The 26,449-nt window shown below is 64.8% G+C and carries 21 protein-coding genes; 13 read left to right on the plus strand and 8 right to left on the minus strand.

Translation table 11 applies throughout. The features are described from left to right. Positions 1-189 precede the first annotated feature (189 nt). Together tsf and rpsB are read right to left on the minus strand one after the other, a co-directional pair. Entirely contained in the window at positions 190-1,071 is an 882-nt protein-coding gene (gene tsf / locus AWB76_RS12870; RefSeq protein WP_061160507.1) for a translation elongation factor Ts, read from the minus strand. A gap of 140 nt (positions 1,072-1,211) precedes the next feature. After that, positions 1,212-1,964 (minus strand): 30S ribosomal protein S2, encoded by a 753-nt coding sequence (gene rpsB / locus AWB76_RS12875; RefSeq protein WP_008350088.1) that lies wholly within the window; start codon positions 1,962-1,964, stop codon positions 1,212-1,214. Positions 1,965-2,349: 385 nt separating this feature from the next. On the opposite strand from rpsB, the gene map reads away from it, so the two are divergent. The 6 genes from map to AWB76_RS12895 all read left to right on the plus strand — a co-directional run bounded on the left by map (position 2,350) and on the right by AWB76_RS12895 (position 8,452). Next, positions 2,350-3,159: a type I methionyl aminopeptidase gene (gene map, locus AWB76_RS12880; RefSeq protein ID WP_061160508.1), complete on the plus strand. Its 810-nt coding sequence runs from the start codon at positions 2,350-2,352 to the stop codon at positions 3,157-3,159. Positions 3,160-3,235: 76 nt separating this feature from the next. Next, positions 3,236-5,815, plus strand: a complete 2,580-nt coding sequence (locus AWB76_RS12885) for a [protein-PII] uridylyltransferase (RefSeq protein ID WP_061160509.1) — start codon at positions 3,236-3,238, stop codon at positions 5,813-5,815. Positions 5,816-5,978: 163 nt separating this feature from the next. After that, positions 5,979-6,203, plus strand: coding sequence for a hypothetical protein (locus tag AWB76_RS43305; RefSeq protein ID WP_341845295.1), 225 nt, complete (start codon positions 5,979-5,981; stop codon positions 6,201-6,203). A 30-nt stretch (positions 6,204-6,233) separates the two neighbouring features. After that, positions 6,234-7,235 carry a hypothetical protein gene (locus AWB76_RS43310; RefSeq protein ID WP_341845296.1) on the plus strand — a complete coding sequence of 334 codons (1,002 nt, stop codon included), beginning with the start codon at positions 6,234-6,236 and terminating at the stop codon, positions 7,233-7,235. Beyond that, on the plus strand, positions 7,217-7,966 hold the full coding sequence (locus AWB76_RS43315; protein ID WP_341845297.1) for a pseudouridine synthase: 750 nt from the start codon (positions 7,217-7,219) through the stop codon (positions 7,964-7,966). The genes AWB76_RS43310 and AWB76_RS43315 overlap by 19 nt, the downstream gene beginning before the upstream one ends. Positions 7,967-8,215: 249 nt before the next feature. Further along, on the plus strand, positions 8,216-8,452 hold the full coding sequence (locus tag AWB76_RS12895) for a hypothetical protein (protein WP_061160510.1): 237 nt from the start codon (positions 8,216-8,218) through the stop codon (positions 8,450-8,452). A gap of 72 nt (positions 8,453-8,524) precedes the next feature. On the opposite strand, the gene def is transcribed toward AWB76_RS12895, so the two are convergent. From def to AWB76_RS12920, 5 genes are all read right to left on the minus strand, one after another. Beyond that, positions 8,525-9,058: a peptide deformylase gene (gene def, locus AWB76_RS12900; RefSeq protein ID WP_061160511.1), complete on the minus strand. Its 534-nt coding sequence runs from the start codon at positions 9,056-9,058 to the stop codon at positions 8,525-8,527. Further along, on the minus strand, positions 9,055-11,133 hold the full coding sequence (gene ligA, locus AWB76_RS12905; protein WP_061160512.1) for an NAD-dependent DNA ligase LigA: 2,079 nt from the start codon (positions 11,131-11,133) through the stop codon (positions 9,055-9,057). The genes def and ligA overlap by 4 nt, the downstream gene beginning before the upstream one ends. Before the next feature lie 191 nt (positions 11,134-11,324). Beyond that, on the minus strand, positions 11,325-12,584 hold the full coding sequence (locus tag AWB76_RS12910; RefSeq protein WP_061160513.1) for a cell division protein ZipA C-terminal FtsZ-binding domain-containing protein: 1,260 nt from the start codon (positions 12,582-12,584) through the stop codon (positions 11,325-11,327). 177 nt (positions 12,585-12,761) lie between these two features. After that, positions 12,762-16,277 carry a chromosome segregation protein SMC gene (smc, locus tag AWB76_RS12915; RefSeq protein ID WP_061160514.1) on the minus strand — a complete coding sequence of 1,172 codons (3,516 nt, stop codon included), beginning with the start codon at positions 16,275-16,277 and terminating at the stop codon, positions 12,762-12,764. A gap of 137 nt (positions 16,278-16,414) precedes the next feature. Further along, entirely contained in the window at positions 16,415-17,392 is a 978-nt protein-coding gene (locus AWB76_RS12920) for a DMT family transporter (RefSeq protein WP_061160515.1), read from the minus strand. A 207-nt stretch (positions 17,393-17,599) separates the two neighbouring features. On the opposite strand from AWB76_RS12920, the gene dapC reads away from it, so the two are divergent. The 6 genes from dapC (at position 17,600) to cls (ending at position 23,850) form a co-directional block, all read left to right on the plus strand. Then, entirely contained in the window at positions 17,600-18,817 is a 1,218-nt protein-coding gene (gene dapC, locus AWB76_RS12925; RefSeq protein WP_061160516.1) for a succinyldiaminopimelate transaminase, read from the plus strand. A gap of 51 nt (positions 18,818-18,868) precedes the next feature. Then, positions 18,869-19,708: a 2,3,4,5-tetrahydropyridine-2,6-dicarboxylate N-succinyltransferase gene (gene dapD, locus AWB76_RS12930; RefSeq protein WP_061160517.1), complete on the plus strand. Its 840-nt coding sequence runs from the start codon at positions 18,869-18,871 to the stop codon at positions 19,706-19,708. Between the two features lies 1 nt (position 19,709). Beyond that, entirely contained in the window at positions 19,710-20,081 is a 372-nt protein-coding gene (locus AWB76_RS12935) for an ArsC family reductase (RefSeq protein WP_061160518.1), read from the plus strand. A gap of 95 nt (positions 20,082-20,176) precedes the next feature. Continuing rightward, a complete protein-coding gene (dapE, locus tag AWB76_RS12940; RefSeq protein ID WP_061160519.1) occupies positions 20,177-21,313 on the plus strand; it encodes a succinyl-diaminopimelate desuccinylase in 1,137 nt (378 codons plus the stop codon). Between the two features lie 30 nt (positions 21,314-21,343). Further along, a complete protein-coding gene (gene prmB, locus AWB76_RS12945) occupies positions 21,344-22,228 on the plus strand; it encodes a 50S ribosomal protein L3 N(5)-glutamine methyltransferase (RefSeq protein WP_061160520.1) in 885 nt (294 codons plus the stop codon). A 131-nt stretch (positions 22,229-22,359) separates the two neighbouring features. Continuing rightward, entirely contained in the window at positions 22,360-23,850 is a 1,491-nt protein-coding gene (gene cls, locus AWB76_RS12950; RefSeq protein WP_061160656.1) for a cardiolipin synthase, read from the plus strand. 6 nt (positions 23,851-23,856) lie between these two features. Here cls and AWB76_RS12955 read toward each other — a convergent pair whose 3' ends face one another. After that, positions 23,857-24,348 carry a glutathione peroxidase gene (locus AWB76_RS12955; RefSeq protein WP_061160521.1) on the minus strand — a complete coding sequence of 164 codons (492 nt, stop codon included), beginning with the start codon at positions 24,346-24,348 and terminating at the stop codon, positions 23,857-23,859. Between the two features lie 154 nt (positions 24,349-24,502). Here AWB76_RS12955 and AWB76_RS12960 point away from each other — a divergent pair, with 154 nt between their 5' ends. Further along, positions 24,503-26,443: an ATP-binding cassette domain-containing protein gene (locus AWB76_RS12960; protein WP_061160522.1), complete on the plus strand. Its 1,941-nt coding sequence runs from the start codon at positions 24,503-24,505 to the stop codon at positions 26,441-26,443. The last annotated feature ends 6 nt before the right edge of the window (positions 26,444-26,449 follow it).

Here is a 26,449-nt window from a genome sequence, read left to right on the forward strand (position 1 = left end):
CAAGCGGGCCGAATCGGGCGGCGGGCGCGGTAGATCAGGGTTTTCCCTAGTCTACCGCGCCCGCTGCATGTGCGAACCGGATCGCCGAATTCTTGCGGCGGGACATTCCGCCGCGGTACTGCGGGCTTGACGCGTGGCCGCGCTATCTCAGCACACGCGCCTTAAGCGAGCCTTAGCGAGCGTCGCGCCTTAGGACTGCTTGGCCGCCGCGACTTGCGCCGCCACTTCGGCCGCGAAGTCGTCCTGCTTCTTCTCGATGCCCTCGCCGACCACGAACAGTGCGAACTTCTGCACCGATGCGCTGGCTGCCTTGAGCATCTGTTCGATCGTCTGCTTGTCGTTCTTCACGAACGGCTGGTTGAGCAGCGACACTTCCTTCAGGTACTTCTGGATCGCGCCGTCGACCATCTTCGCGACGATCTCAGCCGGCTTGCCCGACTCGGCGGCCTTCTGCTCGGCGATGCTGCGCTCCTTCGCGATCAGGTCAGCCGGCACTTCGTCCGACGACAGCGAAACCGGCTTCATCGCGGCGACGTGCATGGCCACGTCCTTGCCGACTTGCTCGTCGGCGCCCGTGAACTCGACCAGCACGCCGATGCGCGTGCCGTGCAGGTACGACGCGACCTTGTTGGCCGACTCGAAACGCACGAAACGGCGGATCGACAGGTTTTCGCCGATCTTGCCGACGAGCGCGAGGCGCACGGCGTCGACGGTCGAGCTTTCGAGCGGCAGCGCCGAGAGTGCCGCGACGTCGGCCGGATTCTGCTTCGCCACGAGTTCAGCGATCGTCTTGCCGAAGGCCAGGAAATCGTCGTTCTTCGCGACGAAGTCGGTTTCGCAGTTCAGTTCGACGAGCGCGCCCACGCCGCCTTCGACGTGCGCCGTCACGATGCCTTCAGCCGTCACGCGGGATGCCGCCTTGCTCGCCTTGTTGCCGAGCTTCACGCGCAGCAGTTCTTCCGCGCGAGCCAGGTCGCCGTCGGCTTCCGTCAGCGCCTTCTTGCATTCCATCATCGGCGCGTCGGTCTTCGCGCGCAGTTCTGCCACCATGCTTGCGGTAATTGCCGCCATCATTCGCTCCTTGAGTCTGTTTGATACGTGCCGCCGGCTTTACCACGCGCCCACGGCAGGAAAATTGGCATTTCTATCGCGCCGACTAAAAAAAAGGGGCCTTTCGCAAAGCCCCCTTTTTTGTCGGCCACAGGGCTCGATTACGCCTCTGCGTTGACCTCGACGAACTCGTCGCCTTCGCCGTTGCGCACAGCCTGGACCACGTCGTTCACCGCGTTCGCGCGGCCTTCGAGGATCGCGTCGGCCACGCCTTGGGCGTACAGCGCGACGGCCTTCGACGCGTCGTCGTTACCCGGGATCACGTAGTCGATGCCTTCCGGCGAGTGGTTCGTGTCGACCACGGCGATGACCGGAATGCCGAGCTTCTTCGCTTCGGTGACAGCAATCTTGTGGTAGCCGACGTCGATGACGAACATCGCGTCCGGAATGCCGCCCATGTCCTTCACGCCGCCGATCGACTTTTGCAGCTTGACCATTTCGCGTTCGAACAGAAGCGCTTCCTTCTTGCTCATGCGCTCGGTTTCACCCGATTCCAGCGCCGCTTCCATGTCCTTCAGGCGCTTGATCGACACCTTCAGCGTCTTGAAGTTGGTCATCATGCCGCCGAGCCAGCGGGCGTTGACGAAAGGCATACCGGCGCGCGCTGCTTCCTGCGCGATCGTGTCGCGCGACTGGCGCTTCGTGCCGACGAAAAGAATCGTGCCGCGGTTCGCTGCCAACTGGCGCACGTACTTCAGCGCGTCGTTGTAGAGCGGCAGGGTCTTTTCGAGGTTGATGATGTGAATCTTGTTGCGATGACCGAAGATATACGGGGCCATCTTCGGGTTCCAGAAGCGCGTTTGGTGACCGAAGTGGACACCGGCTTCCAGCATTTGACGCATCGTGACTGCCATGAAAATTCTCCGCGAGGGTTAGGTCTTAAGCCGGCTGCCGCATCCTGCGCCCGGTTCTTTGCTTTCCGGACGCCGGACACCCTGGGTGCGCCGGCTTGCGTATCGACTTGACTATTTCAGTTCCAAGCCGCGATCCACGCTCTGCAACCGCGATTGTCTTATGACATCGTGACGGCAATATGGATTACGACTTAGCCTTCGAGTATAGCATGTGAGGATTGATCGGCTCAAGCAGCACGACCGATCCCATTTTCGCGCGCCCTCGCGCCCGGCGCCTTGCCGCTGCGCCACCCGCCCCTACTTATCAGGGTGCGGCACATTTCCTAAGGTGCGATAATGCCGCTTTCGCGGCTCACTGCCGCATATCGCAATTCCGGGCCCAGTCATGTCCATTACGCTGAAAAACGAACACGATATCGCACAGATGCGCGTCGCCTGCCGGCTCGCCAGCGAAGTGCTCGATTTCATCACGCCGCACATCGCTCCCGGCGTGACGACCGAGGAACTCGATCGCCTCTGTCACGAATATATGGTGAAGGAACAGGGCACTGTTCCCGCACCGCTGAATTATCAGCCGCCCGGCTATCCGCCGTACCCGAAGGCCACCTGCATTTCCGTGAACGACGTGATCTGTCACGGCATTCCCGGCGAAAAGGTGCTGAAGAACGGCGACGCGCTCAATATCGACATTACCGTCATCAAGAACGGCTATTTCGGCGACACGAGCCGCATGTTCGTCGTCGGGGAAGGCTCGATTCTGGCAAAACGCCTCGTGCAGACCACGTTCGACTGCATGTGGCTCGGCATCGATCAGGTGCGCCCGGGCGCGCATCTCGGCGATATCGGCGCGGCGATCCAGAAGCACGCCGAATCGCAGGGTTACAGCGTGGTGCGCGAATACTGCGGCCACGGCATCGGCCAGGTGTTCCACGAGGAGCCGCAAGTGCTGCACTACGGCCGCGCGGGCACGGGTATCGAACTGCAGGCGGGCATGATCTTCACCGTCGAGCCGATGATCAACGCCGGCCGCCGCGAAATCCGCACGATGCCGGACCAGTGGACCGTCAAGACCCGCGACCGCAGCCTGTCGGCGCAATGGGAGCACACGGTGCTCGTCACGCCGACCGGCTATGAAGTGCTGACCGTCTCGGCGGGCACGCAGGCGCCGTCGCAACTGATCGCGGCGACGGCCTGATCGCACATCCTTCGCCGCCCGCCGTGTCCGCACGCGGGCGCATCCCTTTCGCCGTTCTTCGCCACTTTCCATCTTTATGAGCGTCACCGCCGCCGTCGCCACGCCCTGTGAAACGTTGCGCGCCGCCTACAAGGCCGCGAAGGCGACGCTCATCGAACGGTTTCAGGCGAGCTCGAACGTCGAGCCGCTGATGCACGCGCTCTCGCGCGCCACGGACGACGCCCTCAAAGGCGCCTGGTCGGCGTGCGAGATGCCCGAGGGCGCCGCGCTCGTCGCGGTCGGCGGCTTTGGGCGCGGCGAACTGGCGCCCTATTCGGACGTCGACATCCTCGTGCTGCTCCCGGATTCGGCGTCCGACGATGCCTCGCTGAACGGGCGCATCGAGCGCTTCATCGGCATGACGTGGGATCTCGGGCTCGATATCGGCAGCAGCGTGCGCTCGGTCGAGCAATGCATCGCCGAGGCGGCGAACGACATCACCGTGCAGACGTCGCTGCTCGAAGCGCGGCGCATCTGCGGCGACACGCAGCTCTTCCAGCGCTTTGCGGCGCGTTATCACGAAACGCTCGATCCGCGCGCATTCTTTCAGGCGAAAGTGCTGGAAATGCGCCAGCGGCACGCGAAGTTCCAGGACACGCCTTACAGCCTCGAACCGAACATCAAGGAGAGTCCCGGCGGCCTGCGCGATCTGCAACTGATCCTCTGGATCGCGCGCGGTGCGGGTTTCGGCAGCAGCTGGCGCGAACTCGACACGCGCGGGCTCATCACCGACCGCGAAGCGCGCGAACTGCGCCGCAACGAAGGCTTTCTGAAGGCGCTGCGCGCGCGGCTTCATGTGATCGCGAAGCGTCGCCAGGACATTCTCGTATTCGATTTGCAGACGCCGCTCGCCGAAAGCTTCGGCTTCGAAGCGACCGCAGCCAAGCGTGCGAGCGAGCAGCTGATGCGCCGCTATTACTGGGCGGCGAAGGCGGTCACGCAACTCGCGACCATCCTGATCCAGAACGTCGAGGCGCAGCTTTTCCCGTCGACGAGCGGCATCACGCGCGTGATCAACGACCGCTTCGTCGAGAAGCAAGGCATGCTGGAAATCGCCAGCGACGACGTCTTCGAGCGCGAGCCGCACGCCATTCTCGAAGCGTTTCTGCTGTACGAGCAGACGCGCGGCATCAAGGGATTTTCCGCGCGCACGCTGCGGGCGATCTACAACGCACGCGATCTGATGGATCGCGACTGGCGGCGCGACCCGCAAAATCGCCGGCTTTTCATGGAGATTCTCAAGCAGCCCGAAGGCATCACGCACGCGTTCCGTTTGATGAACCAGACGAGCGTGCTCGGGCGCTATCTGCTGAACTTCCGGCGCATCGTCGGACAGATGCAGCACGATCTCTATCACGTCTACACCGTCGATCAGCACATCCTGATGGTGCTGCGCAATCTGCGGCGCTTCGCGATCGCCGAACACGCGCACGAATATCCGTTCTGCAGCCAGCTGATGGGCAATTTCGAGCGCCCGTGGATTCTCTATGTCGCGGCGCTCTTTCACGATATCGCGAAAGGCCGCGGCGGCGATCATTCCACGCTCGGCATGGCCGATGCCCGGCGCTTCTGCCGCGAGCACGACATCGGGCAGGAAGATACGGAACTCGTCGTGTGGCTCGTGCAGCAGCATCTGACGATGAGCCAGGTCGCGCAAAAGCAGGACACGAGCGATCCGGACGTCATCAAGCAGTTCGCGTCGGTCGTGAAGACGGAGCGGCGGCTGACGGCGCTGTACCTGCTGACCGTCGCCGATATCCGCGGCACGAGCCCGAAAGTCTGGAACAACTGGAAAGGCAAGCTGCTGGAAGACCTGTTCCGCGCGACGCAGGCCGTGCTCGGCGGCGCGCAGACGGACACGCATTCGGAACTCAAGTCGCGGCAGGAAGCGGCGCTCGCGCTGTTGCGGCTCGAAACCGTCCCTGAAGGCGCGCAAAAGCGCCTGTGGGATCAGCTCGACGTCGGCTATTTCCTGCGCCACGATCCGGCCGATATCGCGTGGCAGACGCGCGTGCTCTACCGGCACGTGGAGAGTGAAGAGCCGATCGTGCGCGCGCGGCCCTCGCCCATCGGCGCGGCGCTGCAGGTGCTCGTCTATGTGAAGGACCGGCCCGATCTGTTCGCCGGCATCTGCGCGTATTTCGACAAAAACGGCCTCTCCGTGCTCGATGCGCGCGTGACGACGACGCGCCACGGCTACGCGCTCGACAACTTTCTCGTCGCCCATCCGGATCACGACGGGAGTTATCGCGACATCGCCAATCTCGTCGAACAGCAACTGGCCACGCTGCTCGCAGACGAGCGTATCCTGCCGGAACCGTCGAAGGGTCGCGTGTCGCGGCTCGTGCGCACGTTTCCGATCACGCCGCGCGTGGACCTGCGTCCTGACGAGCGTGGCCAGTACTACATCCTGTCCGTGTCGGCCAACGACCGGCAGGGCCTTCTTTATTCGATCGCGCGCGTTCTGGCGCAACACCGGATCGGCGTGCAGGCGGCACGGATCAACACGCTCGGCGAACGCGTCGAGGACGTGTTTCTGCTCGACGGCAAGAGCCTGTCGAACAACCGCACCCAGATCCAGGTGGAAACCGAACTGCTGCGCGCGATCGCAGCCTGAGACTTTATGCGCGTCAAACTGACAGCCAAACATCCGCGTCCTACATCGTCGACGCGATCCCCGGTTCGCACCGGCACGACCACGGGGCGCAAGCCCGTTCGCGCGGCCGCGCCGGAAGAGGCGCGTCCCACGCGCGCGAGCCAGCCGGCCGACAAGCGCAGCGATGCGCCGCGTGAATCGCGTGGGTTCAAGCCGCGTGGCGACGATTCGCGTCCCGCTTTCGGTGATCGCGGTCCGCGGAGATCGACCGAGGATCGCCCGTTCAAGCCGCGCGGCGAACGCGCATCGGGTGGCGATGAACGTCGGCCGTTCAAGCCGCGTGGGGATGATTCGCGTCCTGCTTTTGGTGATCGTGGTCCGCGTCGATCGACCGAAGATCGCCCGTTAAAGCCGCGCGACGATCGCGCATCGGGTGGCGATGAACGTCGTCCGTTCAAGCCGCGTGGCGATGATTCGCGCCCCGCTTTCGGTGATCGCGGTCCGCGCAAGCCGTTCGAAGGGCGTCCCGCGCCGCATGGCGAACGCGCATCGGGTGGCGATGAACGTCGTTCGTTCAAGCCGCGTGGCGACGATTCCCGTCCCGCTTTCGGTGATCGCGGTCCGCGCAAGTCGTTCGAAGGGCGTCCCGCGCCGCGTGGCGAACGCGCACCGGGTGGCGATGAACGTCGTCCGTTCAAGCCGCGTGGGGATGATTCGCGTCCTGCTTTTGGTGATCGCGGTCCGCGGAGATCTGGCGAAGATCGCCCGTTCAAGCCGCGCGACGATCGCGCATCGGGTGGCGATGAACGTCGTTCGTTCAAGCCGCGTGGCGACGATTCCCGTCCCGCTTTCGGTGATCGCGGTCCGCGCAAGTCGTTCGAAGGGCGTCCCGCGCCGCGTGGCGAACGCGCACCGGGCGGCGATGAACGTCGTCCGTTCAAGCCGCGTGGGGATGATTCGCGTCCTGCTTTCGGTGATCGCGGTCCGCGCAAGTCGTTCGAAGGCCGTCCGGCGCCGCGTGGCGAGCGCGCATCGGGCGGCGATGAACGTCGCCCGTTCAAGCCGCGTGGCGACGATTCGCGTCCTGCTTTCGGTGATCGTGGTCCGCGCAAGTCGTTCGAAGGCCGTCCGGCGCCGCGTGGCGAACGCGCATCGGGCGGCGATGAACGTCGCCCGTTCAAGCCGCGTGGCGACGATTCGCGTCCCGCTTTCGGTGATCGCGGTCCGCGTCGATCGACCGAAGATCGCCCGTTCAAGCCGCGCGACGATCGCGCGCCGGGCGCACGCCCCGCACGCCGCGACGAGAACGATCGGCCTTACGCCAGGCGCGAAGATCGCGGTGAAGCGCGCAAGCCGGCGGCAAAGCCCGCCGCACCCGTGGCCGAATCCGCACCGAAGCACCGCGACCATCACGACGGCCTCGTGCGTCTGTCAAAAGTGATGTCTGAACTCGGCCTCTGCTCGCGCCGCGAAGCCGACGAATGGATCGAGAAAGGCTGGGTGCTCGTCGATGGCGAAGTGGTCGATACGCTCGGCACGCGCATCCGTCCGACGCAGAACATCGAGATCCTGCCCGCCGCGCAGTCCGCGCAGTTGCAACTCGTCACAATCCTCCTGCACAAGCCGGTCGGCTACGTGTCGGGTCAGGCGGAAGACGGCTACGAGCCCGCGGTCACGCTCATCAACCCGGCCAATCACTGGGATGAAGACCGCTCGGGCTTCCGCTTCACGCCGAGCCATCTGCGCACGCTCGCGCCGGCCGGCCGTCTGGACATCGACTCGACCGGGCTTCTCGTCCTCACGCAGGACGGCCGCATCGCGAAGCAACTGATCGGCGGCCATTCGGAAGTCGACAAGGAATATCTCGTGCGCGTGCGCCTGGGCGAGCATACGGTCGATGTCGACCAGCATCTGCCCGCCGAAAAGCTCGCGCTGCTGCGTCACGGCCTCGAACTCGACGGCGTGCCGCTCAAGACGGCGCAAGTGAGCTGGCAGAATGGCGAACAGCTGCGCTTCGTGCTGCGTGAAGGCAAAAAGCGTCAAATTCGCCGGATGTGCGAGCTGGTCGGGCTCGAAGTCGTCGGCCTGAAGCGCATCCGTATGGGTCATGTGACGCTCGGCGCGCTGCCGCCTGGCCAGTGGCGTTATCTCGCCCCGAACGAGTCGTTCTGAGCAGACCGGTCGGTCCGCGCGCACGTCGATCGAACGTTCGCGCGGCATGACGTTGCGTCGCGCAAATGCGACGTTTTCAGCGAATAAATGGGCACGACGCAGCTCCGGTCGTGCCTTTTTATTTTCAGCCGTTTTTTGACTAAAGAAAATGAGTCATCGATCCGTTACACCTATCAGGCGGACGGCGCTGCGCGCAGCCTCGCCAATCGGTTGAACGGCAGCATTGGACGGCCTTGATGGAGAATCGCCATGTCAGTTGAAATCATCGTTCGTGAGACGGGAACCGGTCTGGAGATCGTGAGCGGCCGACGACGGCTCGAAGCCCTGCTCGCCTTGCGCGACGAAGTCGTCGTGATGAGCCCCGGCGTCGGTGAAATGGTGATCGCGCGTTTGCCCGACGGACGTCTGCAGGCATCGGCGAATCCGGAGCACATCGCGCTGTTCCGTCAACCCGACCTCAGCGGCAGCCCGAAAACGTTGGCGTAATGAAAAAGCCGCTTCTCGCGAAAGCGGCTTTTCCTCTTCAGGCTGATTCCTTGCGATTCGAACTGCGCGGCATCAATCGTCGCGCGCCGGATCGAGTCCCGGAAAGAGCACTTCCGTGAAGCCGAACTTCGAAAAGTCGGTGATGCGCATCGGATAAAGCTTGCCGATCAGATGGTCGCACTCGTGCTGCACGACGCGCGCGTGGAAGCCCTCGGCGAGCCGCTCGATGGCGCTGCCGTACTGATCGAAGCCTTGGTAGCGGATCATCGAGAAGCGCTGCACCGCGCCGCGCAGACCCGGCACGGACAGGCAGCCTTCCCAGCCCTCTTCCATGTCATGCCCGTTCGGCGTGATGATCGGGTTGATGAGCACCGTCTCCGGCACGGACGGCGCGTCGGGATAACGCTCGTTTTGCCCGAAGCCGAAGATCACCACCTGCAGATCGACGCCGATCTGCGGCGCGGCAAGACCTGCGCCGTTAGCGTCGCGCATGGTGTCGAACATGTCCTGCACGAGCGCGTGCAGTTCGGGCGTGTCGAAATGCTCGACCGGCTGCGCGATACGCAATAACCGCGGATCGCCCATCTTCAGGATTTCGCGAATCATGGAGTGACTCCTTCCAAAAGCTTACGCATGCCGTCTTCGTCGAGAACGGGAACCCCGAGTTCCTCCGCCTTGGCGAGCTTGCTGCCCGCGTCCGCGCCCGCCACGACGTAGTCGGTCTTCTTCGATACGGAACCGGCGACCTTCGCGCCCGCCGACTCCAGCATTTCCTTCGCTTCCTCGCGCGAGAGCGTGGGCAAGGTGCCCGTCAGCACGACGGTCTTGCCAGCCAGCACGCCCTGCGGCGCCTTGGGCGCGGGCGGTCCTTCCGGCCATGACACGTTCACGCGCAACTGCTCGATCACGTGCTGGTTGTGCTCTTCGCTGAAGAAATTGTGAATGGCCTCGGCGACGATCGGGCCGACATCGTTGACTTCGAGCAACTCTTCGACCGACGCCGCCATGATCGGATCGAGCGAGCCGAAGTGCTTCGCCAGATCCTTCGCCGTCGATTCTCCGACGTGCCGGATGCCGAGCGCATAGATGAAGCGCGCGAGCGTCGTCTTGCTTGCTTTCTCCAGCGAATCGATCAGATTCTGCGCGGACTTGTCCGCGAAACGGTCGAGCGCCGCGAGCGTCGAGAAGCCCAGATTGAAGAGATCGGCGGGCGTGCGCACCAGATTCTGCTCGACCAGTTGATCGATGATCTTCTCGCCGAGTCCGTCGATATCGAGCGCGCGGCGCTGCGCGAAGTGCCAGAGCGCCTGCTTTCTCTGCGCCGGACAGAACAGCCCGCCGGTGCAGCGCGCGATGGCCTCGTCGGGCAGACGTTCGATCTTCGAGCCGCAGACCGGGCATTCCGTCGGCATGACGAATTCGCGCGCATCGGCGGGACGACGCTCCAGAATTGCGCCGACGACTTCGGGAATCACGTCGCCCGCACGGCGCACGATGACCGTATCGCCGATGCGGATGTCCTTGCGCCGGACTTCATCCTCGTTGTGCAGCGTCGCGTTGGTCACCGTCGCGCCGCCGACGAACACCGGCGCGAGACGCGCAACCGGCGTGATCGCGCCCGTGCGGCCGACCTGCACGTCGATGGCGAGCAATTCCGTCAACGCTTCCTGCGCCGGAAACTTGTGCGCGAGCGCGAAACGCGGCGCGCGCGACACGAAGCCGAGCTTGTCCTGCTCGTCGCGGCGATCGACCTTGTAGACGACGCCGTCGATGTCGTAAGGCAGCTTTTCGCGCTTCTCGCCGATCCTGCTGAAGAAGCCGAGCAAGCCGTCCGCGCCTTCGACCACCGCGCGCTCCGCGTTCACCGGCAAGCCCATTTCCTTGTACCAGTCGAGCAACGCCGCGTGCGTGGCGGGCATTTCAGCGCCTTCCAGCACGCCGATGCCGTACGCGAAGAACGACAGCGAGCGCTGCGCGGTCATCTTCGGATCGAGCTGGCGCAAGCCGCCCGCCGCCGCGTTGCGCGGATTCGCGAATTCGCGTTGCCCCGCGTCGCGCTGACGCGCATTCAGGCGCTCGAAGTCGCGCTTGAACATCAGCACTTCGCCACGTACGTCGAGGCGCTTCGGCACGTTCTTGCCCTTCAGCGTCAGTGGAATGGAGCGGATGGTGCGCACGTTCGCCGTCACGTCTTCGCCCGTCGCGCCATCGCCGCGCGTTGCGGCCTGCACGAAATGGCCGTCGACGTAGCGCAGCGAAATGGCGAGGCCGTCGAACTTCAGCTCGCACGCGTATTCGACGGGCGCGTGACCCAGCGCGTCTGACACGCGCTTGTCAAACGCGGCGATGTCCTCGTCCGCGAAGCCGTTGTTGAGCGAAAGCATCGGCACATCGTGAACGACGGGCGTAAAACCATCGGCGACTTCACCGCCCACGCGCTGCGTCGGCGAATCCGGCGTGATCAGATCCGGATGGTCAGTCTCGATGCCCTGAAGCTCCTTGAACAGCGTGTCGTATTCGGCGTCGGGCAGATCCGGCTGATCCAGCACGTAGTACGCGTAATTCGCGCGCTCCAGTTCCGAGCGCAGCCACGCCGCGCGCTCGGCCGGACGATCGGCGCTGGGCACGGCGGCTTCCGACTTGGCGGTGGCGGCGGATTCGGCTTTTGTTTTTGCGGACATGCGGCTTCGAGAAAGTAGGAAAGTCAGTCAACCGACCGTTCGATTGTCTCAGAAGATCGGTAAATCGTGGCATCGGCCGAACGGCCTAAGTGCGAGCGTCGGTGCGGCGGCGCGCACGCAAAGAAAAGCGCCCCGGCTGGGGCGCGATTCTCTTGCAGCGAGCGCGCATTACCGCCGGCGCGCAGCAAAAATTATTGGCTGAAAAGACGCCGCGTCGCGGGCGAGCCGGCCGGAATGCCCGCCTGCTCCAGCTTCGCATAAAGCGTCATTAACTGCTTTTCGATGGCGAGCAGCGCGGACTCCGGCAGCGGCCGGCGCTGATCGTCGACGACGCGCGCCCCGATGCGCTCCGACAACGACTTCGCGTAATCGCACATGAGGCGGAACGGCAGGATGTCTTCGTCGGCGACGGGCACGTCAAGCACTAGCGTGATCATCTGGCCGCCCTTGTAGGTGAGGTCGTCGCGCAGGAAGTTCGTGTCCCCGAACTGGAGCATGAAGACGGGGTTCTGCTTTGCGTCGAGCTTCACGAAGCGCGTGCCGTCGCGCGAGAGCAAAAGGCCGTCTTGCGACGCCACCGCCTGCACGTAGTTCGCGGACCACGGCGCGCCGTCGGAGAGAATGTTGATCGACAGTTGCGCGTCGCATTGCGCGGCGAACGCGTCCAGCTCGCGCGCCATGCCGACGGTTTCCATCATGTCGGGGAATTCAGGCGCGCCGTCGATGGCATCGGCCAGGCGCTGCACGCCCGTCACGAACTCCGAGAATTCCAGCTCGTTGAGCGGGCCGCTGCGATTCGCGAGTTGCGCGGCCGCGCGCAGTTCGTCGTAACGCGCGCCATTGCGCGGCAATTCCCACGTGCTCTCGCCTTCCGCCTTGCCTTCGATTGTCACGGGCTTCGTGCCCGCGCGACGCAGGCGCTGCGCGAGCGGAATCACGCGATCGCCCGCGACCGGCGCGGCGAGACGAATCGGCACGACGCAATCGATGCGGCGATCGACGACAGCCGGCGGCGTCGACGAGATCGTCGTCGCGGCGGGCATCACGGGTTCGGTGCGTTCGTCCTCTTTGGCGATTTCCGCTTCTTCGGCTGCGCCATTCGCGGACGTCGCCTCGGCCTGGAGATCGACGGCGGTATCGGCCGGCGCGACCGATGCCGGCGCCGCCGATGCCTCGGCAGCGCCGAAGCTCGGCTCGACGCGCGTGTCGCGCGGCTGATCGTCCGCGCCTTCGACATCGCCCGCGACCGGCTCGCGCCGCGACTGGCGCACCGGCTCGATGAACGGCTGCTCGTCGTCGGCGTCCTGGCGCGCGAGCGCATCGGCTGCTTCGTCGGGCATCGGACGCGGCATCTTGCGACGCACCTTCGCGCTCTGCCACGCGTTGTACACGACCACGCCGCCCACCACTACGGCTCCGGCTCCAATCAAACCGAGTGTCAACTCGTCCATGCAGGCTCCATCATTCTTTTAAGTTACGAAGCGCCGCGCGATCTGTCGCACGCATCGCGCCGCGTTCCGGCTTCTCGCCGCCGCCTGGCCGATGCGCGCCACTCCGCGCCTTGACGCACGCCGCCGGATTCTCGCCCGGCCCTTCACTCAATCAATACCGTTGCGAACCGCGTTGCTTCAGCCGTTCTGCGCGAAGCCCGCCGCCGCTTCCATGTCCACCGCGACGATGCGCGACACGCCCTGCTCCTGCATCGTCACGCCGATCAGTTGCTGCGCCATTTCCATCGCGATCTTGTTGTGCGAGATGAACAGAAACTGCGTCTTGGCCGACATCGCGCGCACGAGATTCGCGAAGCGCTCGGTGTTGGCGTCGTCGAGCGGCGCGTCCACCTCGTCGAGCAGACAGAACGGCGCGGGGTTCAACTGGAACATCGCGAACACGAGCGCGGTTGCGGTCAGCGCCTTCTCACCGCCCGAAAGCAGGTGAATCGTCGAATTCTTCTTGCCGGGCGGCTGCGCCATCACCTGCACGCCGGCGTCGAGGATTTCGTCGCCGGTCATGATGAGCTTTGCCTGGCCGCCGCCGAACAGACGCGGGAACAGCTCGCCGAAGTGACGATTCACTTCATCGAACGTGCCTTGCAAAAGCGCACGCGTTTCCTGATCGATCTTCTGGATCGCGTCTTCGAGCGTGCCGATGGCATTGTTCAGATCCGCCGACTGCGCGTCCAGGAAGTGCTTGCGCTCCGTTGCCGCCGCGAGTTCTTCGAGCGCGGCCATGTTGACGGGGCCGAGCGCGGTGATCGCGTTGTTCAGCCGCGTGACTTCGCCTTGCAGATACGACGGCTTCATGTCCGGCGTGAGCTTTTCGGCGAGCTCGGCTTCATCGACGCCTGCCGCCTGCAACTGCTCGACGAACTGCTCCCCGCTGATGCGCGCGGCCTGTTCTTTCAACTGCAATTCGTTGATCTTGTCGCGCAGTGGCTGCAACGAGCGTTCGGCCATAAGACGCTGTTCGTCGGCCTGACGCAGACGCGCGGTCAGATCGTCCAGTTCGACGCGCGCCGCGTGCAAAGATTCCTCGCGCGCCGCGCGCACTTCGAGCGCGTCCTGCAGGCCGGTCTGCGCGGTCTGCTCGTTGATCGTTTCGAGTTCGGCGCGCGCGTCTTCCAGCGTGCCCGCGATGCGCTCGCTCTGATCGTGCGCCGTGTCGATATTGCGCTTGTATTCGTCGATCTTCGCGGCGAGGCCACGCACGGCGAAGCCGGCGTCGCTCGCGGCGCGCTCCAGTTCGCGCAGTTCGTGGCGCGCGCTCGTGAGTTCCTCGTCGAGCGATTCGAACGCGAGCTGGTTGTCTTCGAAACGCGCCTGCAACTGCGCGATCTCGCCATCGTGACGCTCGAACGCGGCCTCCGATTCGGCGCGCAATGCGCGCTGCTCGTCGACCTGCGCGGCGATTTCTTCCAGTTCCTCGCCGATCTGCGTGTTGCGCTGCGTATAGCGCTCATGCGCCTGCGCGAGCTTGAGCACGTCCATTTGCAAGGCGTGAACGCGCTGCGTCGCGCGCTCGGCGGCGGCACGCGCTTCTGCGAGCGTCTGCGAGCCCTGCGTATGGGCGGCATCGGCGCGCACGGCGTTGGCCCGGGCTTCGTCGGAAAGCACAGCCTGCGCGCGCACCTGCTTCGTGAGATTCTCGATTTCCTGCGCACGCGCGAGCATGCCCGACTGCTCGGAATCCGCCGCGTAAAGCTGCACGCCCACGCGCGTCACGATATGCCCCGCCTTCACGACGAACGCGGCGCCATCCGGCAACTGATTGCGCGACGCGAGCGCCTGCGCGAGATCGTCGGCGACGAAGGTCGTGGCGAGCCATTCGTTGAGCACGGCGCGCAGGCCCGGATCGTCGATGCGCACGAGCGACAGCAACGCGCGCAAGCCCTGCGGCGCGTCGACCGGCTTGCCCGCGACGGGCGGCGAATAGAACGCGAGCTTGGCGGGCGGCGCATCGGTGGCGAAGGCCTTGACCCAATCCAGATTCGATACTTCCAGCGCGGCGAGACGCTCGCGCAACACGGATTCGAGCGCCGCTTCCCAGCCGGCCTCGACGTGCAGCTTCTTCCACAGACGCGGCAGCGCGCCGAGCTCGTGCTTGTCGAGCCACGGCTGGATCTTGCCTTCGGTCTGCACGCTTTCCTGAAGCTGCTTCAGTGCGGCGAGGCGCGCTTCGAGCTGATGGATCTGCGCGCTTTCCTTTTGCACGCGCTCCTGCGCCGCACGGCGCTCGGCGTCCAGACGCGGCGCGGTTTCCTGCGCATCGGCGAGACGCGCCTGTGCTTCCGCGAGAATCTCTTCGTTTTCGGCGAGCTGCATGCGCAACTCGTCGAGATGCGCTTCGTCGGGCGCGTCGAGCCCGCTCGCTTCGCTCTTCAGACGCTCCTGGCGCTGCTGCAATTGCTGAAGCTGCTGATCCGCGTTGCGCTGATGCGCCGCTTCGAGTTTCAGCGCCTGTTCCGCGCGCGCAATGCCCGCGCGTTCATCGTTCAGTTGCGCCTGTGCGTCGCGCCAGCGAGCTTCGAGCGCCGGCAGCGCGTCGTGCTTCGCGGCGGCGTTTTCCTGCGCGATCGCGGCCTTTTCCTCACCTTCGGCGAGCGCTTCGGTCGCGGTGTCGATTTCATCTCGCGCCTTTTGCGCCTGCACCTGCCATTGCTCGCGCTGTGCGGTGAGTGCGGCGATCTGCGCCTGCACGCGATTGCGCGACTCGACGATGAAGCGAATCTCCGCTTCGAGCCTGCTCACTTCGGCATTGGCTTCGTAGAGCGAGCCTTGCGCGCCCTGCATGGCGTCGCTCGCGCTGTAGTGCGCGACGCGCAGCGTTTCCAGTTGCGCTTCGACTTCACGCAGACGTGCGGTCTGCGCTTCGAGTTCGACCTGTGCCTCGCGAATGGCGCGCTGCTGGCGCTCGGCCTCGTTGCCCGCTTCCTTCTTGCGCAAGAGCCACAGAAGGCGCTGCTTTTCCTCGCCTTCGGCCTGCAGCGCCCTGTATTTCGTCGCGACGACCGCTTGCCCTTCGAGCTTCTCGAGATTGGTCGACAGCTCGCGGACGATGTCTTCGACGCGCGTCAGATTCTCGCGCGTGTCATGCAGACGGTTCTCCGTCTCGCGGCGGCGTTCCTTGTACTTCGACACGCCCGCGGCTTCTTCGAGAAACACGCGCAGCTCTTCCGGCTTCGCCTCGATGATGCGCGCGATCATGCCCTGCCCGATGATCGCGTACGCGCGCGGGCCGAGACCCGTGCCGAGGAAGATGTCCTGGATGTCGCGACGGCGCGCGGGCAGATTGTTGATGTAGTAGCTGGAGGTGCCGTCGCGCGTGAGCACGCGCTTCACGGCGATTTCGCCGTAGGCGCTCCATTGACCGGCGGCGCGGCCGTCGCCGTTATCGAAAATGAGTTCGACGCTTGCCCGGCTGCCGGGTTTGCGCGCCGTCGATCCGTTGAAGATCACGTCCTGCATCGACTCGCCGCGCAACTCGGAGGCGCGCGATTCGCCGAGCACCCAGCGCACGGCATCGATGATATTGGACTTGCCACAGCCATTCGGCCCGACGACGCCAACCAGCTGGCCGGGAACCTGAAAATGCGTGGGATCGACGAAGGACTTGAAGCCAGCGAGTTTTATCGAGGTCAGACGCACGGCGATATCGCTGTTTTGAATGAGTGACGGAGGATATATAGCAGACAGGCCGCAGCGCGGCCCGTCGTTTCCCGGCCGCGCGGCAGTGAAGCGCCATCATGAAGCGCCATCAACGGGCCCGGCGAAAGCGGACACCATCATACCATCGCGCGAGTCGATTTCTTTTTGCTTTCCGGCGCGTGTTCCGCGATGTCGAGCGCTTCGGGCGCGGGAGGCGAACGCTGCCCGCCCTGCCGATGCACCCACGCCGACAACACGCACGCGACGACGATGCACGCGCCGCCCGCCCACTCGCGCGGGCCGGGCACTTCGCCCGCGAAGAGCCACGACGACAGCGCCGTGACGACGAGTTCGAAAAGCATGATGATCGACGCGCGATTGGCCGGCACGCGCGCGAGACCCACCTGCACGATCATGTTGTTGCCGGCGAGCACGACGCCGAGCCCGATCACGATCAGGCTCAGCGTGGGCAGGAGCGCGGCCGCGGGCGGCGCGGGCATCGGCTCGAACAGCGTAACGACGGACGCGATGAGCGCCGCGCCGCCGAAGATCACCGCCGTGCGCATCTCGGGCTTCATCGCGGGCAGCGTGCGCGTGACTTTCACGACGAGCACGTTGCTCATCGCGAAGCCCATGCCGCCCATCAGACCGGCCCATTCGGCGAGACCGTCCGGCAACGGCATGCCGAGCTCGGGCGACCAGAGCATCGTGACCGCGCCCGCGAGCGACAGCAGCGAGAGCGCGGCATCGGTGCGGGTCAGACGCTCTTTCAGGATGAAATGCGCGAAGATCGCGGTCCATGCGGGCGTCAGATAAAAGAGCAGCAGCACGCGCATCACCTGACCGTGGATCGCGCCCCACACGAAACCGATATTGGTCACGCCCGCCGCCACGCCGAGCGCGACGAGCAGCCAGTGCCACGACAGCGTGCTGATCGAGCGGCGCTTCGCGAGCAGCACGAAGACACACGCGGCGGCGCTCGTCGTCGCGCTCGCGGCCGTGCCGGAGAGGCCCATCCCGGCGAGCATGCGCATCGGGTACCAGACGAGGCCCCACACCGACGCGCCGAGCATGATCGCGAGCGTCGGCCATGCATTGCGCACGCTGCCCGTCATTGCGATAGTCCCCGTCTTGCGTCCTGCATGATTGCGTCCTGCATCACTCGCACTTTTGTCCCTCGTGGCGCGCGCCGCCTGCCGTTTCCGGCGCGACGCCACGCGCTATAATCGTGAGTTCGCTTCACGTCCGTTCGATTCTTCCGATGCCGCGCTCGCAGGCGTTTCTGGCCTCGCGCGCATCGCTCACTGCTCACCGGTCACGCCGTGAATCCACTTCTTCAGAAACTTCAGTCTTATCCGTTCGAAAAGCTTCGCCTGCTCTTCAAGGGCATTGAGCCGCGCGCCGGATTCACGCCGATCAGCTTCGGCATCGGCGAGCCGAAGCACCCCACGCCCCCGCTGATCCGCGACGCCGTGATCGCTTCCCTCGACGGCCTCGCCACCTATCCGGCGACGCTCGGCAGCGAGCCATTGCGCCAAGCCATCGCGGCGTGGGCGATGCGGCGTTACGGCCTCGAATCGATCGATCCGGCAACCGAAGTGCTGCCCGTGTCCGGCTCGCGAGAGGCGCTTTTCGCGCTGGCGCAGACGGTGATCGACAGCCGCTCGTCGGATGCCGCGGAACCGCCCATCGTACTCTGTCCGAACCCGTTCTATCAAATCTACGAAGGCGCGGCCCTGCTCGCGGGCGCCGAGCCGTACTTCGTCAACAGCGACCCGGCGCGCAACTTCGCGTGCGATTACTCGGCGGTGCCCGATCACATCTGGGCGCGCACGCAATTGCTCTACGTGTGCTCGCCGGGCAACCCGACGGGCGCCGTGCTCACGCTCGAAAACTGGCGCGAGCTGTTCGCGCTGTCGGACAAGCACGGCTTCGTGATTGCGTCGGACGAGTGCTACTCGGAGATTTACTTCGATGAATCCAATCCGCCGCTCGGCGGCCTCGAAGCCGCGCGCCTGCTCAATCGCAACTTCGATCGTCTCGTGATGCTGTCGAGCCTGTCGAAGCGCTCGAACGTGCCGGGCATGCGCTCGGGCTTCGTCGCGGGCGATGCATCGATCCTGAAAGATTTCCTGCTGTACCGCACGTACCACGGTGCGGCTTTGTCCACGGTGTTTCAACGCGCGAGCATCGTCGCGTGGCAGGATGAAACGCACGTGCGCGACAACCGCGCGCAATATCTGAAAAAATTCCAGACGGTCACGCCGATGCTCGCCGACGTGCTCGACGTGCGCCTGCCCGACGCCGCGTTCTACCTCTGGGCGAACGTTTCGGGCACCGGGCTCACGGACACCGAGTTCGCGGCGCGCCTGTACGCCGACTATAATGTGACGGTTCTGCCGGGCTCCTTTCTCGCTCGCTCCGCGCACGGCACGAACCCCGGCGAGGGTTTCGTGCGCTTCGCGCTCGTGGCCGAGACAGAGGAATGTGTCGAAGGCGCTCGCCGCATCGTCGAATTCTGCCGCACGCTCAGGTCCTGACATCGGTCCTGAAAGCGTCGCCGGCCCACCTACCCATCCTTGATACCAACTATGTCGCAACAACTTCAGAGCATCATCGATACCGCCTGGGAAAACCGCGCCGAGCTGTCGCCCAAGGCCGCGCCCGCCGAAGTCCGCGAAGCCGTCGCGCATGCGATCGAGCAGCTGGACCGTGGCCAGATGCGCGTCGCCGAAAAGCGCGACGGCGAGTGGGTCGTGAATCAGTGGCTGAAGAAGGCCGTGCTGCTGTCGTTCCGCCTGGAAGACAACGCGCCGATGCCTGCCGGCGGCGGGTCTTACAACTACACGCAGTTCTACGACAAGGTGCCCTCGAAGTTCGCGAACTACACCGCGGAAGACTTCGCGGCGGGCGGTTTCCGCGTCGTGCCGCCGGCCATCGCGCGCCGCGGCTCGTTCATCGCGAAGAATGTCGTGCTGATGCCGTCGTACACGAACATCGGCGCCTATGTCGATGAAGGCACGATGGTCGACACGTGGGCCACCGTCGGCTCGTGCGCGCAGATCGGCAAGAACGTGCACCTTTCGGGCGGCGTGGGCATCGGCGGCGTGCTGGAGCCGCTGCAGGCGAATCCGGTCATCATCGAGGACAACTGCTTCATCGGCGCGCGCTCGGAAGTCGTGGAAGGCGTGATCGTCGAAGAGAATTCCGTCATTTCGATGGGCGTCTATCTCGGCCAGTCGACCAAGATCTACGACCGCGAAACCGGCGAAGTCAGCTACGGCCGCATTCCGGCGGGCTCGGTCGTCGTCGCGGGCAATCTGCCCTCGAAGGACGGCTCGCACAGCCTGTACTGCGCCGTGATCGTCAAGAAGGTCGACGCGAAGACGCGCGCGAAGGTCGGCCTGAACGAACTGCTGCGAGGCGACTGATTTGGCACGCGGATCCACCCCGACGACCGTCGTCTACGGCATTCCGAACTGCGACGCCGTGAAGAAAGCGCGCGTGTGGCTGGAAGAGCACGGCGTGCCGTTCGAGTTCCACGACTTCAAGAAGGCCGGCGTGAACGAGAAGCTGGTTCAGGACTGGCTGAAGGACGTGTCGGTCGAGCAGTTGATCAACAAGCGCGGCACGACGTGGCGCGGTCTGTCCGAGGTCCACAAGGCCGAAGCCGACACGACCAACGGCGCGATCGCGCTGATGATCCACAAGCCGTCGATCATCAAGCGGCCGGTCGTCGTCGTGAACGGACGCGTGAAGACGCTCGGGTTTTCCGCCGAGCAGTACGAAACGATCTTTGCCTGAGCCGATGCGATGACTGTGCACCCGACGGTCATCGCCAGTTCGTTACGAGTGCCGGCCCGCGCGCCGGCATTTTTTATCGCTGTGGAAAAAGAATCATGTCCGGCACTCTCTCCCTCACCGAAGCGCTGATCGAACGCGCATCCGTCACGCCCGACGATCAGGCTTGCCAGGCGCTCATGATCGAGCGGCTCGCGGCGATCGGCTTCGAATGCGAAACGCTTCGATCAGGCGGCGTCACGAATCTCTGGGCCGTAAGAAGCGGCACGGACGCGAACGGCAAGCTGCTCGCCTTCGCCGGCCATACCGATGTCGTGCCGACCGGCCCGCTCGAACAATGGACCTCGCCGCCGTTCACGCCGACGCATCGCGACGGCAAGCTCTACGGGCGCGGCGCGGCGGACATGAAGGCGTCGCTGGCGGCGTTCGTCGTGTCGAGCGAGGAATTCGTCGCGCAATGCCCGGAGCATCGCGGCACGCTCGCGTTTCTCATCACGAGCGATGAAGAAGGCCCCGCCACCGACGGCACGATCAAGGTCGTCGAGGCGCTGAAGGCGCGCGGCACGCGGCTCGATTACTGCATCGTCGGCGAGCCGACTTCGAGCGCCACGCTAGGCGACATGGTGAAGAACGGCCGGCGCGGCTCGATGACGGGCAAGCTCGTCATCAAGGGCGTGCAGGGGCATATCGCGTATCCGCATCTCGCGAAGAATCCGGTGCATCTGCTCGCGCCTGCGCTCGCCGATCTCGTCGCCGAAAAATGGGACGACGGCAACGAATACTTCCCGCCGACGACCTGGCAAGTGTCGAACCTGCATTCGGGCACGGGTGCGACCAACATCATTCCCGGTCACGCCGACCTGATGTTCAACTTCCGTTTCTCGACCGCGAGCACGGTCGAGGGCCTGCAAAGCCGCGTGCGCGCGATTCTCGACAAACACGGGCTCGACTACGATCTGCAGTGGATCGTGAGCGGACTGCCGTTTCTGACGCCGCGCGGCGCGCTGTCCGACGCGCTCGAAAAAGCCATCGCCGATGAAACCGGCGTGCGCACCGAGCTGTCTACGACGGGCGGCACGTCCGACGGGCGCTTCATCGCGCAAATCTGCGATCAGGTCGTCGAGTTCGGCCCGCCGAACGGCACGATCCACAAGATCGACGAGCATGTCGAAGTGCGGTTCATCGAGCCGTTGAAGAACGTGTACCGTCGCGTGCTCGAAGCACTGATCGCCTAACTGAAATCTGACAATAAAAAGGAGCCCTCGATGGCGCTGCCCTTCACCACCGTGCGCGACCTGCTGCGCTTCGGCGTTTCGCGCTTCACCGAAGCGGGCTTGTCGTTCGGCCACGGCTCGTCCAATGCCTACGACGAAGCCGCGTATCTGATCCTGCACACGCTGCATCTGCCGCTCGACACGCTCGATCCGTTCCTCGACGCCCGCCTGCTCGACCATGAAATCGACGCCGTCATGAAAGTGATCGAGCGCCGCGCGAAGGAACGCATTCCCGCGGCGTACATCACGCAGGAAGCCTGGATGCACGGCCGCCGCTTTTACGTCGACGAGCGCGTGATCGTGCCGCGTTCGTTCATCGGCGAATTGTTGCAGGACGGCCTGCAGCCCTACGTGGCCGATCCGGACCACGTCACACGCGTGCTGGAGCTGTGCACCGGTTCGGGCTGCCTCGCGATTCTCGCGGCGCAGGCCTTCGAAAACGCCGATGTCGATGCCGTCGACATTTCCGCCGATGCGCTCGCGGTCGCGCGCCGCAATGTCGACGATTACGAACTCGAAGAGCGCGTGAGCCTCTACGAAGGCGACCTGTACGCGCCGCTGCCGCAAGCGCGCTACGAGGTAATCATCACGAATCCGCCGTACGTCAACGCCGACGCGATGAAGGCGCTGCCGGAGGAATACCGGCACGAGCCCGAACTCGCGCTCGCGGGCGGCGCGGACGGCATGGACGTGGTGCGGCGCATCGTGCGCGACGCGGGCAAGTGGCTGACCGAGGACGGCGTGCTCGTCGTCGAGATCGGCAACGAGCGCCCGAATGTCGAAGCCGCGCTGGGCGGGCTCGATCTCGTGTGGCTCTCGACGAGCGCCGGGGACGACAACGTGTTCCTCATTCAGGCCGCCGACCTGCCGGCCTGACGCCGCGGCCTCTGCCCGGCCGATCGTTGCGGCGACGCCAAGCGCCGCGACGATCGCTAACCCTTCGCGGGAAAGGGTTGGGTAATATGGCAAATCGCCATTTGCCGGGCACTTCGCTCCTTCTCGCGTCCATGCAAGCATCCGACTGGCTACACCTCGGCACACTCGTGATGGCCGCGCATGTGCTCGGCGTGATCGCCGCGATCCATGCCGTCATCAACACGCGCACGTCGCAGGGCGCGGTCGCGTGGGCGGTGTCGCTCGTCGCGATGCCCTACTTCACGCTGATCCCGTATCTCTTTCTCGGTCGCAGCAAGTTCGCGGGTTATATCGACGAGCGCAGGCTGGAAATCGAAATCCTGCGCAGCCGCTCGAAGCCCGCCGAATGGGATTCCGGCGCCCGCAGCGACGCGCCCGAAGGCGCGCCGCTCGTCGATTCCTCCGGCGCGCGCGGCGAGATCGCGCCGGGACCGGCTGCCTATCTCGGCAATCCCACCATCCGCACGTTGCAGCGCCTGTCGGGCATGCCGTTCTTGCGCGGCAATTCGGTGCGCGTGCTCATCAACGGCGACGCGACGTTCGCCGCGATCCTCGACGCGATCGCCGCCGCCGAGCACTATGTGGTCGTGCAGTTCTTCATCGTGCGCGCCGACGCGCTCGGCGACACGCTCAAGGACGCGCTCATCAGGAAAGCCCAGGCCGGCGTGCGCGTGTACTTCCTCTACGACAGCATCGGCAGCTTCGACCTGCCGCATCGCTATGTGAACGCGCTGCGCGCGGGCGGCGTCGAAGCGCATCCGTTCGCGGCCACGCGCAAGTTCGTGCATCGTTTCCAGATCAACTTCCGCAATCATCGGAAGATCGTCGTGGTGGACGGCAAATGCGCGTTCATCGGCGGGCATAACGTGGGCGTCGAGTATCTCGGCGGCAATCCGCGGCTTTCGCCCTGGCGCGACACGCATGTGGAAGTGCGCGGCCCGGCGGTCGCGAGCATCCAGTTCGTCTTTACCGAAGACTGGTACTGGGCGACGCAACGCCTGCCCGAGCTCGGCCCCGCGCCCGCTTCCGGCGAGAACATGCACTGCATGGTGCTGTCGAGCGGCCCGGCGGACAAGCAGGAGACCTGCTCGCTCTTTTTCGTCGAGGCGATCAACGCGGCGCGCGAGCGCATCTGGATCACGTCGCCGTATCTGATTCCCGATGAAGCCGTGTTCTCCGCGCTCAGGCTCGCGGTGATGCGCGGCGTCGACGTGCGCATCCTGATTCCGAGCCGGCGCGATCATCGCGTGGTGTTCGCGGCGTCGCGGCTCTACGCCTACGATCTGGTGCAGGCCGGCGTGCGCATCTTCCGCTACAAGCCGGGCTTTCTGCACCAGAAGGTCGTGCTCGTCGACGATATCGCCGCGTCGATCGGCAGCGCGAACCTCGACAACCGCTCGTTTCGCCTGAACTTCGAGATCACGGTGCTGACCGTGGACCGCACGTTCGCGAGCGAAGTCGAAGCGATGCTGCTCGCCGACTTCGCGCATTCCTTCGAGATCGACGCCGAAGACTATCGCGGCAAGGCCTTCTGGCGCCGCATGGCGATGCACGTCGCGCGGCTCTTCTCGCCTATCCTCTGAGCGGCGTCAGAGCAGCTTTTCGATATCGCCGGTGATCGACTCCGGCTTCGTCTGCGGCCCATAGCGCTTGATGACCTTGCCCTGACGATCGACGAGAAACTTCGTGAAATTCCACTTGATCGCTTCGATGCCGAGCAGTCCCGGCTCCTTGTCCTTCAGGTATTTGTAGAGCGGATGCGCGTTCGAGCCGTTCACCTCGATCTTCGCGAACATCGGAAACGTGACGCCGTAATTCTTCTCGCAGAAGGCGCCGATCTGCTCGGCATCGCCCGGTTCCTGCTTGCCGAACTGGTTGCACGGAAAGCCGAGCACCGCGAAACCGCGCGCCGCGTACTGCTGGTAGACCTCCTGCAAACCCTTGTACTGCGGCGTGAAACCGCATTCGCTGGCCGTATTCACGATGAGGAGCACTTTGTCGCGATATGTGTCGAGACTGACGGTCGCGCCGTCGAGTGTTTCGGCCGAGAAACCGTAGATGCCTTCGTTGGCTGTGCTCATGGCGTGCTCCGGAAAATTCGATTAGAGTGACGCGATGCTAACCCGGCGCGCCTTCGCCCGCCATTAGCCGAACGGCCGACCCCTGCATCGGAATCGGTCCGGTCTAAAATAGCGCTTTCCCTCAAAGCCGCGCCCCTTTCGCCGCCATCCCGACGTGATCCGCTTCAATCAGTTCAGCCTGTCCCGCGGCACCAAGCCGCTTTTCGAAGACACCAGCTTCACGCTCAATCCGGGCGAGAAGGCCGGTCTCGTCGGCGCAAACGGCGCGGGCAAGTCGACGCTCTTTTCCGTGCTGCGCGGCGAACTGCACGCGGACGGCGGCGATTTCGCGATGCCGCCGTCGTGGCGCATCGCGCACGTCGCGCAGGAAACGCCCGCGGTGGACCGCAGCGCGCTCGACTACACGCTCGACGGCGACACGCATCTGCGCGCCATCGAAGCACGCATCGCGGCTGCATCCGCCGCGCACGACGGCGCCGCGGAAGCGGAAGCCCACGCGGCTTTCGCGGACGCCGACGGCTACACCGCGCCCGCGCGCGCCGAAACGCTTCTGCTCGGCCTCGGCTTCACGCTCGAACAGACGCGCGAGCCGGTATCGAGCTTTTCGGGCGGCTGGCGCATGCGTCTGAATCTCGCGCAGGCGCTGATGTGCCCGTCCGACCTGCTTCTTCTCGACGAACCGACCAACCACCTGGACCTCGACGCGATCGTCTGGCTGGAAGACTGGCTCGGACGCTATCCGGGCACGCTTGTCGTCATTTCGCACGACCGCGAGTTTCTTGATTCCGTCTGCAACGTCACGCTGCATCTTGAGAATCGCCAGGTGAAGCGTTACGGCGGCAACTACAGCCAGTTCGAAGTGCTCCGCGCGCAGCAGATCGCGCTGCAGCAGAGCGCCTACGAGAAGCAGCAGAGGACGGTCGCGCATTTGCAGAGCTTCATCGACCGGTTCAAGGCCAAGGCGACCAAGGCGAAGCAGGCGCAAAGCCGCGTGAAGGCGCTGGAAAAGATGGAGCTGATCGCGCCCGCGCATGCGAGTTCGCCCTTCACGTTCGAATTCCGCGAACCCGACGCCGCGCCCAACCCGATGATGGTCATGGAAAGCGTGCGCTGCGGCTATCACAACGACGCGGGCGGCGAGATTCCGATCGTCGAGGGCGTGACGCTGTCGATCCAGAACGGCCAGCGCATCGGCTTGCTCGGCGCGAACGGCCAAGGCAAGTCGACGCTCATCAAAACGCTTGCGCAGACGCTCGAACCGCTCTCCGGCGGCGTCCGGCAGGGCAAGGGCCTGCAGATCGGCTATTTCGCGCAGCATCAACTGGAAACGCTGCGCCCGGACGATTCCGCGCTCCAGCACCTCGCACGACTCGCGCCGGATACACGCGAGCAGGAGCTGCGCGATTTCCTCGGCAGCTTCAACTTCTCCGGCGAGATGGCGACCGCGAAAATCGCGCCCTTCTCGGGCGGCGAAAAGGCACGGCTCGCGCTCGCGCTCATCATCTGGCAGAAGCCGAATCTGCTGCTGCTCGACGAGCCGACGAACCACCTCGACCTCGAAACGCGCCATGCGCTGACGATGGCGCTCGCCCAGTTCGAAGGCACGTTGATTCTCGTATCGCACGACCGGCATTTGCTGCGCGCGACGACCGACACGTTCATGCTCGTCGCGAAACATCGCCTGAGTCCGTTCGACGGCGACCTCGACGACTACCGCGACTGGCTCCTGCAACACGCCGCCGAAACGCGCGCGGCGGCGAAGGAAGCGAGTGGCGCGGCGGCGGGCGATGCGCAGGACGGCGGGCTCAATCGAAAAGAGCAGCGCCGGCAGGAAGCGCAGGAGCGGCAGAAGCTCGCGCATCTGAAAAAGCCCTTGCAGTCGCGCATCGCGAAAATCGAGAAGGAGATGGAAAAGCTCAACGCGGAAAAGGCGGAGCTGGATGCGTTCGTCGCCGATCCGTCGAGCTACGAAGCCGCGATGAAAGCGAAGCTCACCGAGACGATCCGCCGCCAGGGCGAAGTGAACGCGCGCCTCGAAACGCTCGAAATGGAATGGCTCGAAGCGCACGAGGAACTGGAGCAGATCAGCTCATAACCGGAG

Origin of the sequence: Caballeronia temeraria, assembly GCF_001544795.2 — a bacterium.
Taxonomy (GTDB): domain Bacteria; phylum Pseudomonadota; class Gammaproteobacteria; order Burkholderiales; family Burkholderiaceae; genus Caballeronia; species Caballeronia temeraria.